The 15,117-nt window shown below is 60.3% G+C and carries 16 protein-coding genes; 12 read left to right on the top strand and 4 right to left on the bottom strand.

Translation table 11 applies throughout. The annotated features are described in order from the left end of the window. The first annotated feature begins 2 nt into the window (after positions 1–2). The 6 genes from ilvN (at position 3) to ACOI7Z_RS23460 (ending at position 5,999) form a co-directional block, all read left to right on the top strand. Positions 3–290: an acetolactate synthase small subunit gene (gene ilvN / locus ACOI7Z_RS23485; protein WP_087849571.1), complete on the top strand. Its 288-nt coding sequence runs from the start codon at positions 3–5 to the stop codon at positions 288–290. 150 nt (positions 291–440) lie between these two features. Continuing rightward, complete coding sequence (gene uhpA, locus ACOI7Z_RS23480) at positions 441–1,034, top strand: transcriptional regulator UhpA (protein ID WP_023291438.1); 594 nt, start codon at positions 441–443, stop codon at positions 1,032–1,034. A 17-nt stretch (positions 1,035–1,051) separates the two neighbouring features. Next, positions 1,052–2,533, top strand: coding sequence for a signal transduction histidine-protein kinase/phosphatase UhpB (gene uhpB, locus ACOI7Z_RS23475; protein ID WP_072199062.1), 1,482 nt, complete (start codon positions 1,052–1,054; stop codon positions 2,531–2,533). Positions 2,534–2,544: 11 nt separating this feature from the next. Next, a complete protein-coding gene (locus ACOI7Z_RS23470; RefSeq protein WP_023291436.1) occupies positions 2,545–3,873 on the top strand; it encodes an MFS transporter in 1,329 nt (442 codons plus the stop codon). 145 nt (positions 3,874–4,018) lie between these two features. Beyond that, positions 4,019–5,410, top strand: a complete 1,392-nt coding sequence (gene uhpT, locus ACOI7Z_RS23465) for a hexose-6-phosphate:phosphate antiporter (RefSeq protein ID WP_086076005.1) — start codon at positions 4,019–4,021, stop codon at positions 5,408–5,410. 136 nt (positions 5,411–5,546) lie between these two features. Continuing rightward, a complete protein-coding gene (locus ACOI7Z_RS23460; protein WP_004901545.1) occupies positions 5,547–5,999 on the top strand; it encodes a DUF1198 family protein in 453 nt (150 codons plus the stop codon). A 90-nt stretch (positions 6,000–6,089) separates the two neighbouring features. Here ACOI7Z_RS23460 and ACOI7Z_RS23455 read toward each other — a convergent pair whose 3' ends face one another. Next, positions 6,090–6,413, bottom strand: coding sequence for a helix-turn-helix domain-containing protein (locus tag ACOI7Z_RS23455; RefSeq protein WP_004173862.1), 324 nt, complete (start codon positions 6,411–6,413; stop codon positions 6,090–6,092). Further along, complete coding sequence (locus ACOI7Z_RS23450; RefSeq protein ID WP_087849572.1) at positions 6,397–6,756, bottom strand: type II toxin-antitoxin system RelE/ParE family toxin; 360 nt, start codon at positions 6,754–6,756, stop codon at positions 6,397–6,399. Before ACOI7Z_RS23450 ends, ACOI7Z_RS23455 begins: the two co-directional genes overlap by 17 nt. A gap of 211 nt (positions 6,757–6,967) precedes the next feature. On the opposite strand from ACOI7Z_RS23450, the gene nepI reads away from it, so the two are divergent. After that, positions 6,968–8,161, top strand: a complete 1,194-nt coding sequence (nepI, locus tag ACOI7Z_RS23445) for a purine ribonucleoside efflux pump NepI (protein WP_087849573.1) — start codon at positions 6,968–6,970, stop codon at positions 8,159–8,161. On the opposite strand, the gene phnX is transcribed toward nepI, so the two are convergent. Continuing rightward, complete coding sequence (gene phnX, locus ACOI7Z_RS23440) at positions 8,158–8,967, bottom strand: phosphonoacetaldehyde hydrolase (RefSeq protein WP_072421456.1); 810 nt, start codon at positions 8,965–8,967, stop codon at positions 8,158–8,160. The two genes, nepI and phnX, sit on opposite strands and share 4 nt — an antisense overlap. 9 nt (positions 8,968–8,976) lie before the next feature. Continuing rightward, entirely contained in the window at positions 8,977–10,080 is a 1,104-nt protein-coding gene (gene phnW, locus ACOI7Z_RS23435; RefSeq protein ID WP_137916322.1) for a 2-aminoethylphosphonate--pyruvate transaminase, read from the bottom strand. A 140-nt stretch (positions 10,081–10,220) separates the two neighbouring features. Here phnW and phnR point away from each other — a divergent pair, with 140 nt between their 5' ends. The 5 genes from phnR (at position 10,221) to phnV (ending at position 14,908) form a co-directional block, all read left to right on the top strand. After that, positions 10,221–10,940: a phosphonate utilization transcriptional regulator PhnR gene (phnR, locus tag ACOI7Z_RS23430; protein WP_023291430.1), complete on the top strand. Its 720-nt coding sequence runs from the start codon at positions 10,221–10,223 to the stop codon at positions 10,938–10,940. A gap of 176 nt (positions 10,941–11,116) precedes the next feature. Further along, positions 11,117–12,130 carry a 2-aminoethylphosphonate ABC transporter substrate-binding protein gene (gene phnS / locus ACOI7Z_RS23425; protein WP_137916321.1) on the top strand — a complete coding sequence of 338 codons (1,014 nt, stop codon included), beginning with the start codon at positions 11,117–11,119 and terminating at the stop codon, positions 12,128–12,130. Between the two features lie 5 nt (positions 12,131–12,135). Continuing rightward, positions 12,136–13,248 (top strand): 2-aminoethylphosphonate ABC transport system ATP-binding subunit PhnT, encoded by a 1,113-nt coding sequence (phnT, locus tag ACOI7Z_RS23420; RefSeq protein WP_032454410.1) that lies wholly within the window; start codon positions 12,136–12,138, stop codon positions 13,246–13,248. After that, positions 13,248–14,108, top strand: a complete 861-nt coding sequence (gene phnU, locus ACOI7Z_RS23415) for a 2-aminoethylphosphonate ABC transporter permease subunit (RefSeq protein ID WP_087849576.1) — start codon at positions 13,248–13,250, stop codon at positions 14,106–14,108. The genes phnT and phnU overlap by 1 nt, the downstream gene beginning before the upstream one ends. A 2-nt stretch (positions 14,109–14,110) precedes the next feature. Next, positions 14,111–14,908 carry a 2-aminoethylphosphonate ABC transport system, membrane component PhnV gene (gene phnV, locus ACOI7Z_RS23410; RefSeq protein WP_032454408.1) on the top strand — a complete coding sequence of 266 codons (798 nt, stop codon included), beginning with the start codon at positions 14,111–14,113 and terminating at the stop codon, positions 14,906–14,908. The last annotated feature ends 209 nt before the right edge of the window (positions 14,909–15,117 follow it).

The following is a 15,117-nucleotide window of genomic DNA, read 5'->3' as shown; positions in this document are numbered from 1 at the left end:
CCATGCAAAAACACTGTGATAACGTCATCCTGGAACTCACCGTCCGCAACCACCCCGGCGTCATGACCCACGTCTGCGGGCTTTTTGCCCGCCGCGCGTTTAACGTCGAAGGTATTCTCTGTCTACCGATTCAGGGCAGCGAACACAGCCGCATCTGGCTGCTGGTGAACGACGATCAGCGTCTCGGGCAGATGATTAGCCAGATTGAAAAGCTGGAAGATGTCATCAAAGTGGCGCGTAACCAGTCCGATCCCACCATGTTTAACAAAATTGCGGTGTTCTTCGAGTAACGCTCAAGGCTTGAACAGCTAGGCGCTTACCGCTAAGGTAAGCGCCTTTGCCGGATGGCGCTGCGCTAATCCGGCCTACAGGGAGTGAATCCGTAGGCCGGATAAGGCGTTTACGCCGCCATCCGGCGCTTTCAGGCACCAGGAAACACCATGACCACCATCGCCCTTATTGACGATCATTTGATTGTCCGCTCCGGCTTTGCTCAGCTGCTGGGGCTGGAAACTGATTTTCAGGTTGTCGCCGAATTTGGCAGCGGCCGCGAGGCGCTGGCGGGGTTGCCGGGGCGCGGCGTTCAGGTCTGTATCTGCGATATCTCGATGCCGGATATTTCCGGGCTGGAGCTGCTCAGCCAGCTGCCGAAGGGGATGGCGACCATCATGCTGTCGGTGCACGACAGCCCGGCGCTGGTCGAGCAGGCGCTCAACGCCGGCGCGCGTGGCTTTCTGTCGAAACGCTGCAGCCCGGACGAACTTATCGCCGCGGTGCGCACGGTGGCGGCGGGCGGCTGCTATCTCACGCCGGATATCGCCATGAAGCTGGCCGCCGGGCGTCAGGATCCGCTCACCAAACGCGAACGTCAGGTGGCGGAAAAGCTGGCGCAGGGCATGGCGGTAAAAGAGATCGCCGCTGAGCTCGGGCTGTCGCCGAAAACCGTCCACGTTCACCGCGCCAACCTGCTGGAAAAGCTGGGCGTCAGCAATGACGTCGAGCTGGCGCGCCGCATGTTTGACAGCTGGCAATGAAGACCTTACTCCCGCGCCTGCTGTCGGTGATCGGCTGCGCCTTTATCTTCGCCGCCGCCTGGTTTTGTCTGTGGAGCATCAGCCTGCATCTGGTGGAGCGCGCCGATCTGGCGGTGCTGCTGTTCCCCTTCGGCCTGCGGCTGGGGCTGATGCTCCAGTGCCCGCGCGGCTACTGGCCGGTGCTGCTGGGAAGCGAGTGGCTGCTGATCTTCTGGCTGACGCAGGAAGTGGCGCTGGCGCATCCGATAATATTGATGACCGGAAGTCTGCTGACCCTCCTGCCGGTGGCGCTGATCTCGCGATATCGCCAGCAGCGCGACTGGCTGACGCTTCTGCGTCAGGGCGGGGCGTTAATGGCCGCCGCGCTGCTGCAATCGCTGCCCTGGCTGGCGGAGGGGGACGAGGGGCTTAACGCCCTGCTGTTGACGCTCACCGGCGGCCTGACCCTGGCGCCGACCTGTCTGGTGTTCTGGCACTACCTCACCAGCACCGTCTGGCGGCCGCTGGGGCCGTCGCTGGTGGCGCAGCCGGTAAACTGGCGCGGGCGGCATCTGATCTGGTATCTGCTGTTATTCACCATAAGCCTGTGGCTGCAGCTTGGGCTGCCCGCCGAGCTCTCCCGCTTTACCCCGTTTTGCCTCGCGCTGCCGATTATCGCTCTGGCCTGGCACTACGGCTGGCAGGGAGCGCTGATCGCTACGCTGATGAACGCGATCGCCCTGATTGCCAGCCAGACCTGGCACGATCACCCCGTCGATCTCCTGCTTTCGCTGCTGGCGCAGAGCCTCACCGGGCTGCTGCTGGGGGCGGGGATCCAGCGATTGCGCGAGCTGAACCAGTCGCTACAGAGCGAGCTGGCGCGCAATCGGCGGCTGGCGGATCGTCTGCTGGAGACTGAAGAGAGCGTGCGCCGCGACGTTGCCCGCGAGCTCCACGATGATATCGGGCAGACCATCACGGCAATACGCACCCAGGCGGGGATCGTCCAGCGGCTGGCGCCGGACAACGCCAGCGTTCGCCAGAGCGGCCAACTGATTGAACACCTGTCGCTGGGGGTGTATGACTCGGTGCGTCGCCTGCTGGGCCGTCTTCGTCCGCGCCAGCTTGACGACCTGCCGCTGGAGCAGGCGGTACGTTCTCTGATGCGCGAAATGGAGCTGGAGGACCGCGGCATCGTCAGCCATCTCGACTGGCGGATTAACGAGGCGGGGCTGAGTGAAAACCAGCGCGTGACCCTGTTCCGCGTCTGCCAGGAGGGACTGAACAATATCGTCAAGCATGCCAGCGCCAGCGCCGTGACCCTGCAGGGCTGGCAGCAGGAGGAGCGACTGATGCTGGTGCTGGAAGATGACGGCTGCGGCCTGCCGCCGGGCTCCAGCGCGCAGGGGTTCGGTCTGACCGGCATGCGCGAGCGCGTGACCGCCCTGGGGGGCACGCTGACGATCTCCTGCACCCACGGTACCCGGGTGTGCGTCAATCTACCGCTGCGTTACGCCTGAGAGGAGCGCCGATGTTCGCCTTTTTAAAAGCCCCGCCGGACGCCGCGCCGATTAGCGATAAACGCGAGCTTGATGCGCGTTATCGCTACTGGCGTCGCCATATCCTGTTGACCATCTGGCTGGGCTACGCGCTGTTCTATTTCACCCGCAAAAGCTTTAACGCCGCGGTTCCTGATATTCTCGCCAGCAACGTGCTGACCCGCAGCGATATCGGTCTGCTGGCCACGCTGTTCTACATCACCTACGGACTGTCGAAATTTTTCTCCGGTATCGTCAGCGACCGCTCCGACGCCCGCTATTTTATGGGGCTGGGGCTTATCGCCACCGGGGTGGTGAATATTCTTTTCGGTTTTTCTTCCTCACTGTGGGCCTTCGCCCTGCTGTGGGCGCTGAACGCCTTCTTCCAGGGGTGGGGCTCGCCGGTCTGCGCCCGGCTGCTGACGGCCTGGTATTCACGCACCGAGCGCGGCGGCTGGTGGGCGCTGTGGAATACGGCGCATAACGTTGGCGGCGCGCTGATCCCGATGGTAGTGGGGGCGGCGGCGCTACATTACGGCTGGCGCGCGGGGATGATCATCGCCGGGGGCCTGGCGATCCTCGCCGGATTATACCTGTGCTGGCGACTGCGGGATCGTCCGCAGGCGGTGGGGCTACCCGCCGTCGGCGACTGGCGTCACGATGCGCTGGAGATTGCCCAGCAGCAGGAGGGCGCCGGACTGACGCGTAAAGAGATCCTCACCCGCTACGTGCTGGCCAACCCCTATATCTGGCTGCTGTCGCTGTGCTATGTGCTGGTGTACGTGGTGCGGGCGGCGATTAACGACTGGGGCAATCTGTATATGTCGGAGACGCTTGGCGTCGATCTGGTGACCGCTAACTCGGCGGTGACCATGTTCGAGCTGGGCGGATTTATCGGCGCGCTGGTGGCGGGGTGGGGCTCGGATAAGCTGTTTAACGGCAATCGCGGGCCGATGAACCTGATCTTCGCCGCCGGAATTTTGCTGTCGGTTGGCGGCCTGTGGCTGATGCCGTTCGCCAGCTACGTGATGCAGGCGGCCTGCTTCTTCACCACTGGTTTCTTCGTCTTCGGCCCGCAGATGCTGATCGGCATGGCGGCGGCGGAGTGTTCGCATAAAGAGGCCGCCGGGGCGGCCACCGGGTTTGTCGGCTTGTTCGCGTATCTTGGCGCGTCGCTTTCCGGCTGGCCGCTGGCGCAGGTAATGGATATCTGGCACTGGACCGGATTCTTCGTGGCGATCGCGATTGCCGCCGGCATTTCCGCGCTGCTGCTGCTGCCTTTCTTAAACGCCCAGGCGCCGCGCGCGGCCAGTGAAGCGTGATGCATCTCACTCTTTCGCCGAGAATGGGGCAAAACTAGGAAATTTTCCCGGTTTCACCTGGACGCCGTCTCAGGCCAGACGGCGCGCTGATTTTTACAATGCCTGGCTATGACGCAGGCATAAAAAATCAGCTCAGGAGATACCCATGCTGGCCTTTCTGAATCAGGTTCGTAAGCCGACCCTGGATCTGCCGCTCGACGTGCGGCGCAAAATGTGGTTCAAACCTTTCATGCAGTCCTATCTGGTGGTCTTCATCGGCTACCTGACCATGTACCTGATCCGCAAGAACTTTAATATTGCGCAGAACGACATGATCTCCACCTACGGGTTGAGCATGACGCAGCTGGGGATGATTGGCCTGGGCTTCTCCATTACCTACGGCGTAGGGAAAACCCTGGTTTCCTACTATGCCGATGGCAAAAACACCAAGCAGTTCCTGCCGTTTATGCTGATCCTCTCCGCCATCTGCATGCTGGGCTTTAGCGCCAGCATGGGCGCGGGTTCCACCAGCCTGTTCCTGATGATCGCCTTCTATGCGCTGAGCGGCTTTTTCCAGAGCACCGGCGGCTCGTGCAGTTATTCCACCATCACCAAGTGGACGCCTCGTCGTAAGCGCGGCACCTTCCTCGGCTTCTGGAATATCTCTCACAACCTCGGCGGCGCCGGCGCGGCGGGCGTGGCGCTGTTTGGCGCCAACTATCTGTTCGACGGCCACGTGATCGGCATGTTTATCTTCCCGTCGATTATTGCGTTAATCGTCGGCTTTATTGGCCTGCGCTATGGTAGCGACTCCCCGGAATCCTATGGCCTCGGCACGGCGGAAGAGCTGTTTGGCGAAGCGATCAGCGAAGAGGATAAAGAGACCGAAGAAAACGCGATGACCAAGTGGCAGATCTTTGTTGAGTACGTGCTGAAAAACAAAGTGATCTGGCTGCTGTGCTTCTCCAACATCTTCCTCTACGTGGTGCGTATTGGTATCGATCAGTGGTCCACCGTGTATGCCTTCCAGGAGCTGAAGCTGTCTAAAGAGGTGGCGATTCAGGGCTTTACCCTGTTTGAAGTCGGCGCCCTGGTTGGCACGCTGCTGTGGGGCTGGCTGTCGGACCTGGCCAACGGCCGCCGCGCGCTGGTGGCCTGCATCGCGCTGGCGCTGATTATCGCCACCCTCGGCGTTTATCAACATGCCAGCAACCAGTACGTCTATCTGACCTCGCTGTTTGCGCTGGGCTTCCTGGTGTTTGGTCCGCAGCTGCTGATCGGCGTCGCCGCCGTCGGTTTCGTACCGAAAAAAGCGATCGGCGCCGCCGATGGGATCAAGGGTACTTTCGCCTATCTGATCGGCGATAGCTTCGCCAAGCTGGGCCTCGGGATGATCGCCGACGGCACGCCGGTCTTCGGTCTCACCGGCTGGGCCGGCACCTTTGCGGCGCTGGACGCCGCCGCCATCGGCTGTATCTGCCTGATGGCCATCGTGGCTATCTTCGAAGAGCGTAAAATTCGCCGCGAGAAAAAGAATCGCATTTTGCAGACCGCCTGATTCACCAGGTATTGGGTAACCTTGCCCGGCCTTCGCGCCGGGCTTTTTTATTTCTTGCGCATTATGCCAGGTCCGGCAGTCGACAGCAGGCAAATTCCCATTATGATAGTCAGGCCGCGATTGGATGAGAGGATGCATGATCTGGATAGGACTGGCCACCCTGGTAGTGGTGTTTGTTGTGGGATTTCGGGTGCTTACCTCTGATTCACGCCGCGCGATCCGCCGCCTGAGCGAACGCCTTGGCATTACGCCCGTCCCGCTGGAATCGATGATCGATCAGCTGGGTAAAACCGCCGGCAATGAGTATTTGCGTTACCTGGAACGGCCGAATGAAGCGCATCTGCAGAACGCCGCGCAGGTGCTGCTGATCTGGCAGGTTGCGATTGTCGACGCCAGCGAAAAAAACCTGCATTACTGGTATCGCCTGATGCAAAAAGCGCGTTTAGCGGCGCCGATCACCGACGCGCAAATCCGTCTGGCGCAAGGGTTTCTGCGCGAGCTGGATCCGGATGTGAGCGATTTGCATAACCTTCAGCAGCGCTATAACGACCTGTTTCTCCCGGAAGACGGCGTGCACTGGTTGCACTGATATCATTGTTATCCGGCCTGTGGTTCAAAACCATATCTCCCTTACGTTCCTTGTAGGCCGGATAAGCGTAAGCGCCATCCGGCAGAATAACTACAGTAGGATTTTCAGGCCGTGTTTTTGTACGACGCTAAGCAATTTTAATGACATTCCGCTCGGTCGTTTAGCGCCAGTCTCCCATTTTTGCACGGTAGACACACTGGTATTCAGATAACGAGCGAACACGGGTTGGCTAACATTGAGTTGTTCACGTAGCGCTTTAATTTCAATGGGTTGAAGTGCGGCTACGCTACCGAGACATGATTCATCAAAATGGCGCATTGTTTCCTGTGGGATTGCGCCAACGCTGAATAGCCCCGACGCAGCGCTATGGATCGCTTCGAAAGCCGGGCTTTTGTATTTATTTTTTGCTGTCATCGCAAATCTCCACCAATTCTTTACTTTTAACTAAGGCCGTCGTTTTCTCTTCAGAGAGATTGGCATAGTGTTTTGCTAACTCACGAAACCCCATTAATTCGCGATGGTTGATATTGGCCATATCCTGTTTGGCATATAGAAAGGTATAAAACCAATACCCTGCGCTTTTGGTAAGGATGATTGCGCGATCGCGATTCTTGTTGAGTCGCTTTTTATAAACCCCTCCTCCTAAATCATCCGCTTTGCCCTGAAGCGCAGATTGAATTGCCTGATAGAGCTCATCGTCGGAAATGCCATGAGAGCTAGCCTCTCTGGCGAACCATTTGGTTTTAAAGATACGCATTGCTGACATCCTGTCGTTAAAAGTATAGCACATAGTGCTACATTAAATTCTCCTGAGATTTGTTAAAGCGATAGCAAGCATCGTTTTTTTAAACATGCGAGCAGCTACGCATCCTCTTATGAAAAGCGAGAAGAGTTGCGAAAACGTTAAATGCGTCACAAACAAAATGTTACACTGCGCAGCTTTCCGCCACTTTCATCGCAGGTCACTCATGAGTCATTCAAATGAAGCCAAACCCCACGCACGCGAACTCGCGCGACCAAACTGGTCGGCGGTCTTCGCGGTTGCTTTCTGCGTCGCCTGCCTGATTACCGTCGAATTTCTACCGGTCAGTCTGCTGACGCCGATGGCGCTGGATTTAGGCATCTCCGAAGGGATGGCCGGGCAGTCGGTGACGACGACGGCATTCGTCGCGATGTTTTCCAGCCTGTTTATCACCTCCGTCATTGGCAAAACCGATCGCCGCTACGTGGTGATCCTGTTTTCGCTGCTGCTGACCCTTTCCTGCCTGCTGGTGTCGTTTGCCGATAGCTTCACCCTGCTGCTGCTGGGACGCGCCTGCCTGGGTCTGGCGCTCGGCGGTTTCTGGGCGATGTCGGCCTCGCTGACCATGCGGCTGGTGCCGATGCGCGTGGTGCCGAAAGCGTTGTCGATTATCTTCGGCGCGGTATCCATCGCGCTGGTGATCGCCGCCCCGTTGGGCAGTTTCCTTGGCGGGCTGATCGGCTGGCGCAACGTCTTTAACGGCGCGGCGGTGATGGGCGTGCTGTGTACGCTCTGGGTGCTGAAAGCGCTGCCGTCGCTGCCGGGTGAATCGGCGGCTCAGCAGCAAAATATGTTTGGCCTGCTGAAGCGGCCGGGGGTGATGGCCGGCATGTGCGCCATTTTCATGGCTTTTGCCGGACAGTTCGCCTTCTTTACCTATATTCGCCCGGTGTACATGACCCTCGCGGGGTTTGATGTCGATGGCCTGACGCTGGTGCTGCTGAGCTTTGGTATCGCCAGCTTTATCGGCACGTCGCTCTCCTCGGTGCTGCTCAAACGCTCGGTGAAAGCGGCGCTGGCGATTGCGCCGCTGGTGCTGACCGCCTGCGCGGCGGCGCTGGTGCTGTGGGGTGAAAGCAAAATCGTCGCCTCGACGGTGGCGATCATCTGGGGCTTCGCGTTCGCCTTGATCCCGGTGGGGTGGTCAACGTGGATCACCCGTTCCCTCTCCGATCAGGCGGAAAAAGCCGGGTCGATTCAGGTGGCGGTGATCCAGCTGGCCAACACCTGCGGCGCCGCTGTCGGCGGCATTGCGCTTGACCATTTAGGCCTGCTGTCGCCGCTGGTGTTGTCCGGGGTATTGATGCTGTTTACCGGCCTGCTGGTGGCGGCCAAAGTGAAGGTGAATTCACCCGCTTAAGGCCGCTCGCCTTTTGCCAGCCGGGCGTTGATGTCGACAATCACCCCCGGCAGGTCCGCCAGGGTATCAACCACATAATGCGCCCCGGCGGCATACAGCTTGCCTGCCGCCCGCTCGCGACGGGTGGCGATTTCCTCTTTCGACATCGCCTGATACGCCTCCCAGGTGGCGCCAAATTCATTTCCCGACACCGCCAGGCCGACGCTCCACATCCCGGCATGTAACCCTTCGCTGATGCCCGGCGCGGCGTCGTCGACCTTCACGCAGTGGGCCACATCGTCTATGCCCAGGGCAATCACGTTCTGCAGCGCCATCCACGGCCCGGGACGCCCGCCGGCGGCAAGGTCATCGGTGGCGACCCAGTGGTCCGGGGCATAGCCCTGGGCGGCAGCGGCTGGAACCAGTTTTTCCATCACCGGGCGCGGATAGCCCGAGCAGGAGCCGATCTTCAGTCCGTCGGCGCGCAGCGCGGCGAGGGTGTCGACCACGCCGGCGATCGGAGCGGAAAAATCGACAACCTTAGCGATTTGCAGCGGCATAAACGCGGCGTAGATCGCATCGATATCAGCGGCCGTCATCGCCCGACCAAATTTCGCCTGCCAGCGGCTGTCGACCGACGGCAGTTTGCCCAGCGCCTCAATGTGCTGCCATTTGCCAAGCCCCATCGGCACGCGGGCCTCTTCAAGGGTGATCTCAATATCGAAGGCCTGGCGGAAGGCCTCGACGAAAATTTGCGTCGGCGCGAAGGAGCCGAAGTCCACGGTGGTGCCGGCCCAGTCGAGAATGAGTGCGGTGATACGGTTCATGGCGGTTCCTTATTGTTTCCAGTACATGGCGTTGTCGATGGCCACCAGCAGGGCGGCGATGTCGGCGTCGTAGACTTCGCCGATGTTGCCGATGCGGAAGCAATCGCTTTGCGACACTTTGCCGGGATAGATCACGAAGCCCTGATCTTTCAGCTTCTGGTAGAAGGTGTGAAAGCGATACTGCGGCGCATCCGGTGAATAAAAGGCGGTAATGATCGGCGAGTGCAGGCTGTCGTCGAGCAGCGGCCGGAAGCCGAGCGCGCGCATTCCGGCTACCAGTCGGCACTGATTGCGGGTATAGCGCTGATGGCGGGCGCTGACGCCGCCCTCCTGGGCCAGCTCTTTCAGCGCCTGGGCGAAGGCCAGCACGGTATGGGTCGGCGAGGTGAAGCGCCACTTGCCGTGGTTATCCTCCATACAGCGCCACTGGGCGTAAAGATCCAGCGACAGCGAGCGCGAGCGGCCTTTGCAGGCGGCCAGCTCCGATTCGCGGGCGATGACGAAGGCGAAGCCCGGCACGCCCTGAATGCACTTGTTGGCAGAGCTTATCAGGTAGTCAATATTCAGCGCGGCGATATCCAGCGGAATGCCGCCGAAGCTGCTCATCGCATCGACGATATAGCGTTTGCCATACTCTTTCGCCAGCGCGGCCACCTCTTCAATCGGGTTGAGCATCCCGGTGGTGGTTTCGCTATGCACCATCGCGATATGGGTGATCGCCGGGTCATCCCGCAGGATCCGCGCGATCGCCGCGGCGTCCGGTCGGGCGACTTCGCCGCAGTCGTAAGGGTGGAAGGCGATACCCATCCGCTGCGCCATCTCAATCATGCGCGCGCCATAGGCGCCATTGCTGACGATCAGCACTTTGCCCTGTTCGCCGATGACGCTGCCGAGCACCGCTTCGACCGCGTAGCTGCCGCTGCCCTGCAGCAGCACCGCCGTATACCCGGCGGCCGGGGTGGCCAGCTGCACCAGCTGCTGACGAATGGTCTGTACCACGCCGAGATTGTAATCATCATCCCAGGTGCAGCTATCGAATAACATCGCCTCTTTCACCGTGCGGGAGGTGGTTAGCGGGCCGGGGGTCAGCAGCAGGTAGTTCCGTGAAGTCATTTGTCTCACCATTGGTCTATACCAGATTGGTATTTATCATGGAGACAAAGCCGGGGCAGGGTCAAAGGAAATGTGGCGCTGCAACAAAAAATTCATCTGGCTATGTATAATGAGCGCACCAAAAGTGGCAGCGAGTAAACATGAAATCACCCTCTGGCGAGATGCCGCAATACCTGATGATTAAGGCGCAGCTGCAGGCGCGTATTCAAAACGGCGCCCTCAAAAGCGGCGATAAATTGCCTTCCGAGCGCGAGCTGTGCGCGTTGTTCAACACGACCCGTATCACCGTGCGCGAGAGCCTGGCGCAGCTGGAGGCCAGCGGCGTGATCTACCGCGCCGACCGCCGCGGCTGGTTTGTGACGCCGGAGCGGCTGTGGCTGGATCCGACGCAGAACACCAACTTCCACAAGCTGTGTCTCGAGCAGGGACGTGAGCCGAAAACGGTGCTGCTTGATGGCCGGTTATCCGCTGTGCCGCTGGATGTGATGGCGCCGCTGGCGCTGCAGCCCTTCGATCAGGTCTACCTGCTGACCCGCCTGCGCTATGCCGACGGGCGTCCGGTGTGCTATTGCGAAAACCACTGCCTGCCGGCCCGGGTGCCGGAGCTGCTGCGCCACGATCTCAACGGCAGTCTGACCGAGATTTATCAGAGCCAGTACGACCTGATCTATACCAGTATGCATTTGTCGTTTTATCCCACCTCCATGCCGCCGCAGGCCGCTGCGGCGTTGGGGGTGATGGAGGGGCGCCCGGCGCTGCTGCTACGCAGGCTGAATTACGATCAGCACGGGCGTATTCTTGATTACGATATCGAATACTGGCGGCATGACAGCCTGCGAATCGAAGTCGATACCCATTGATTTTATTGCATTAATTCTTCCCGTGTCCCCGGTGGCGTCAGCGTTAACCGGGGCTATGCCTCCCCTCGTTTTAACTCTTTCGACACACTTCTTTCATCGTTTTGTCATAAACCCCCGGTAGCGTGAAGGCAAATCTGGTCTACACCAGAACAACTAACTGCGATGAGGCTAACACGATGAAACTCTCCCGACTTGCCCTGCTGTCCCTGTTCGCGCTGACCAGCTCCCCGGTTTGGGCGGACGGCGTCGTCACGGTTTACTCCGCCGACGGCCTGCATGACGGCGATAACAGCTGGTTTCAGAGCCAGTTCGACGCCTTCACCAAAGCGACGGGCATCAAAGTGCAGTATGTGGAAGGCGGCTCCGGCGCGATTGTCGAGCGTCTGGCGAAGGAGCGCACCAATCCGCAGGCCGACGTGCTGGTCACGGTGCCGCCGTTTATCCAGCGCGCCGCGAAAGAGCAGCTGCTGGCCACCTTTACTCCACAGGGCAGCGCGCAGATCCCTGGCGCCAACGACCGCTATTCGCCGCTGGTGAACAACTATCTGACCTTCATCTATAACGGCCAGTTGCTGAAAACCGCGCCGGCCAGCTGGCAGGATCTGCTGGATAGCCGCTTTAAGAATAAGCTCCAGTATTCCACGCCGGGCCAGGCGGGGGACGGCACCGCGGTGATGCTGCAGGCCTTCCACAGCCTTGGCGGTAAAGACGCTGGCTTTGCCTATCTTGGCAAGCTCCAGGCCAATAACGTCGGCCCATCGGCCTCCACCGGCAAGCTGACGGCGCTGGTCAACAAAGGCGAGCTGTACGTCGCCAACGGCGATCTGCAGATGAACCTGTCGCAGATGGCGCGTAACCCGAACGTGAAAATTTTCTGGCCGGCGGATGATAACGGCGAGCGCAGCGCGCTGGCGCTGCCCTACACCATCGGGCTGGTGCAGAACGGGCCGAACAGCGAAAACGGCAAAAAGCTGATTAATTTCCTGCTGGATAAACCGGCGCAATCCAGCGTCAGCGCGCGCTCCTGGGGCTTACCGGTACGCAACGACGTGGCGCCGGATGACGCTAACTTTAAGGCGGCGCAGGCGGCGCTCGACGGCGTGAAGCGCTGGGAACCCAACTGGGACGACGTTGCGCTTTCTCTCTCGGCGGATATCGCCCGCTGGCATAAAGTGACCGATAGCGAGTAAGCCTGATGTTAATGAAAACGACCGTCACGCCTTCCCCGTCGCTGGCGGGGACTTCCGGGATCACCCTGGACTCGCTGCGCGTTTCCTACCACGGCAACGTGGTCTTAAAACCGCTGTCATTGACCATTGAACCCGGTGAGGTGCTGGCGCTGATTGGCCCTTCCGGTTCCGGGAAAACCACCGTGCTGCGGGCGATTGCCGGATTTGTGCAACCGGCTGGCGGGCGGATCCTGATCGGCGACACGGACGTCACCCACCTGCCGCCTTACCAGCGCGGGCTGGCGATGGTGGTGCAGAACTACGCGCTGTTTCCCCATATGAAGGTGGAAGACAACGTCGCCTTCGGCCTGCGGGCGCAAAAGCAGCCCAGGGCGCTGATCGCCGGGCGGGTGACTGAAGCCTTAAAAATCGTTGGTATGGCGGACTACGCCACCCGCTATCCGCATCAGCTTTCCGGCGGCCAGCAGCAGCGCGTCGCGATAGCCCGCGCCATTGCCGTGCGTCCTCGGGTGTTGTTGCTTGATGAACCGCTGTCGGCGCTGGATGCGCAAATTCGTCATAACATGGTGGAAGAGATTGCCCGTCTGCACCGCGAACTGCCGGAGCTGACCATCCTCTACGTCACCCACGATCAGACCGAAGCGCTCACTCTGGCGGATAAAATCGGCATTATGAAAGACGGGTCGCTGATCGCCCATGGCGAAACGCACGAGCTGTACCACTATCCGCCAAACCGCTTTAGCGCCGAATTCCTCGGCCGCGCCAATATCCTGCAGGCGACGGCGCTGACCGATAGTCTTCAGCCGGGTCTGGTTAACGTGAGCTGCGGCGGCGGCCTGGTTAACGCCTTCAGTCGGGGCGGGCTGCATGGCAACAACAAGCTGTTATGCATTCGCCCGCAGCATATGAGCCTGGCGCCGCGATCGGCAACCAGTAATCGCCTCAACGCCACCCTGACTTCGGTACACTGGCAGGGCGATCTGACGCATCTGCTGTGCGACGTCGCGGGCGAAGCGGTGCGGATCGTCATGACTCACGTCAACCCCCTGCCGCGCGCGGGCGACAAGCTGGCGCTCTACTTCGAACCTGGCGATGCGGTTCTGATCGAGGAGCAATGATGGCGCAAACCTTAATCCTTACGCGCCCGGCGCGAAACCTGCGCCCTTACCTGTGGCTGGCGTTGCCGCTATTGGTGCTGGCGACGCTGTTTTTCTATCCGCTGTTGCTGATCGCCGAAGAGGCGCTGCGCGACGCCAGCGGCAAACTGAGCCTCGAAACCTTCTGGCAGGTGATTGACTCAAAACGCTTTATTGGCGCGCTGCTCAATACCTTACAGATTGCGGTGTTCGCTACCCTTGGCTGCCTGGTGCTCGGCAGCGTACTGGCGCTGATTCTGGTGTTTATTCCGTTCCCCGGCAGCCAGCTGATTTGCCGGGTGATCGATACTTTTATTGCGCTGCCGACCTTCCTTATCACTCTCGCGTTTACCTTTATTTACGGCTCGGCGGGGCTGCTCAATGGCGCCCTGATGGCGCTGTTTGCCTTTGAACTGCCGCCGGTGGACTTCCTCTATTCGATTAACGGCGTGATCCTGGCGGAGATCACCGTCTTTACGCCGCTGGTGATGCGCCCGTTGATGGCCGGACTGCGGCAGATCGATAAGAGTCAGCTGGAAGCGGCGAGTATTCTTGGCGCTCACCCGCTGCGGGTGATGACACAGGTTATCTTCCCGGCGGCGCTGCCGGCGCTGATGGCGGGGGGCAGCCTGTGCCTGCTGTTGACCACTAACGAGTTCGGTATCGTGCTGTTTATCGGCGCCAAAGGGGTCAATACCCTGCCGATGATGGTCTACAGCAAGGCGATTCTGGAGTCGGATTACAGCGTGGCCTGCATGATCGCGCTGATGAATATTCTGCTGTCGCTGGGGCTGTTTATGCTCTATCGGCTGGCGGCGGCGCGCACTGGCGTAAGGAGTTAACGATGTTGATTTGGTCGCGTAAAGGCCGCGCGGCGGCGGGCGCGCTGGCGGTGACGCTCTTTGCCGGCATCTTCCTGCTGCCGCTGGCGGTGATTTTGCTCTCCAGCCTGAGTCAGCAGTGGAACGGCCTGCTGCCCACCGGCTTTACCTTCGCCCACTTTGTTAACGCTTTTCGCGGCGCGGCGTGGGATTCGCTGTTTTCCAGCCTGATGGTGGGCTTCTGCGCCAGCCTGCTGGCGCTGCTGTGCGGGATGTGGGCGGCGCTGGCGCTGCGCCAGACGGGCGCGAAGCTGCAGAAATATCTTGGGTTGATGTTTTATCTGCCCAGCGCCATCCCCTCGGTTTCCGTGGGACTGGGCATTCTGGTGGCCTTCAGCCAGGGGCCGCTGCAGATGAATGGCACCTTCTTTATCGTCCTGGCGGCGCATTTCGTGCTGATCTCGGCCTTTACCTTCAGCAACGTGACCACCGGGCTGGCGCGAATTTCCGCTGATATTGAAAACGTCGCCTCCAGCCTGGGCGCTTCCCCGTGGTACCGCCTGCGCCATGTGACGCTGCCGCTGATGACGCCATGGATGATCTCGGCGTTGGCGCTGAGTTTATCGCTGTCGATGGGGGAGTTGGGAGCGACGGTGATGATCTATCCGCCGGGCTGGACCACCCTGCCGGTGACCATTTTCAGCCTGACCGATCGCGGTAATATCGCCGATGGCTCGGCGCTGACCATCGTGCTGGTGGGCGTCACGCTGCTGTTGATGATGAAGCTGGAGCGCATCGCCCGTCGTTTGTGTCAGAGATAAAGAGTGGATGTCGTCATGCGGGGCTGGCGCCTGACCGCCCGGCGGCGCTGCGCTTGCGCGGGCCTGGGAGGGGATCCCGCAGGCCTCCTCAGGAACGTAGGCCGGATAAGGCATTGATGCCGCCATCCGGCACTACCGCGGGTATGGAGCTTGAAGTGTCCTGCCCGGCGGCGCTGCGCTTGCCGGGCCTACAGGGGGAGCCCGCAGGA

Source organism: Klebsiella sp. C283, assembly GCF_048822555.1.
Taxonomy (GTDB): Bacteria; Pseudomonadota; Gammaproteobacteria; order Enterobacterales; family Enterobacteriaceae; genus Klebsiella; species Klebsiella quasipneumoniae.
This window is presented reverse-complemented; position numbering and strand designations above follow the sequence as displayed.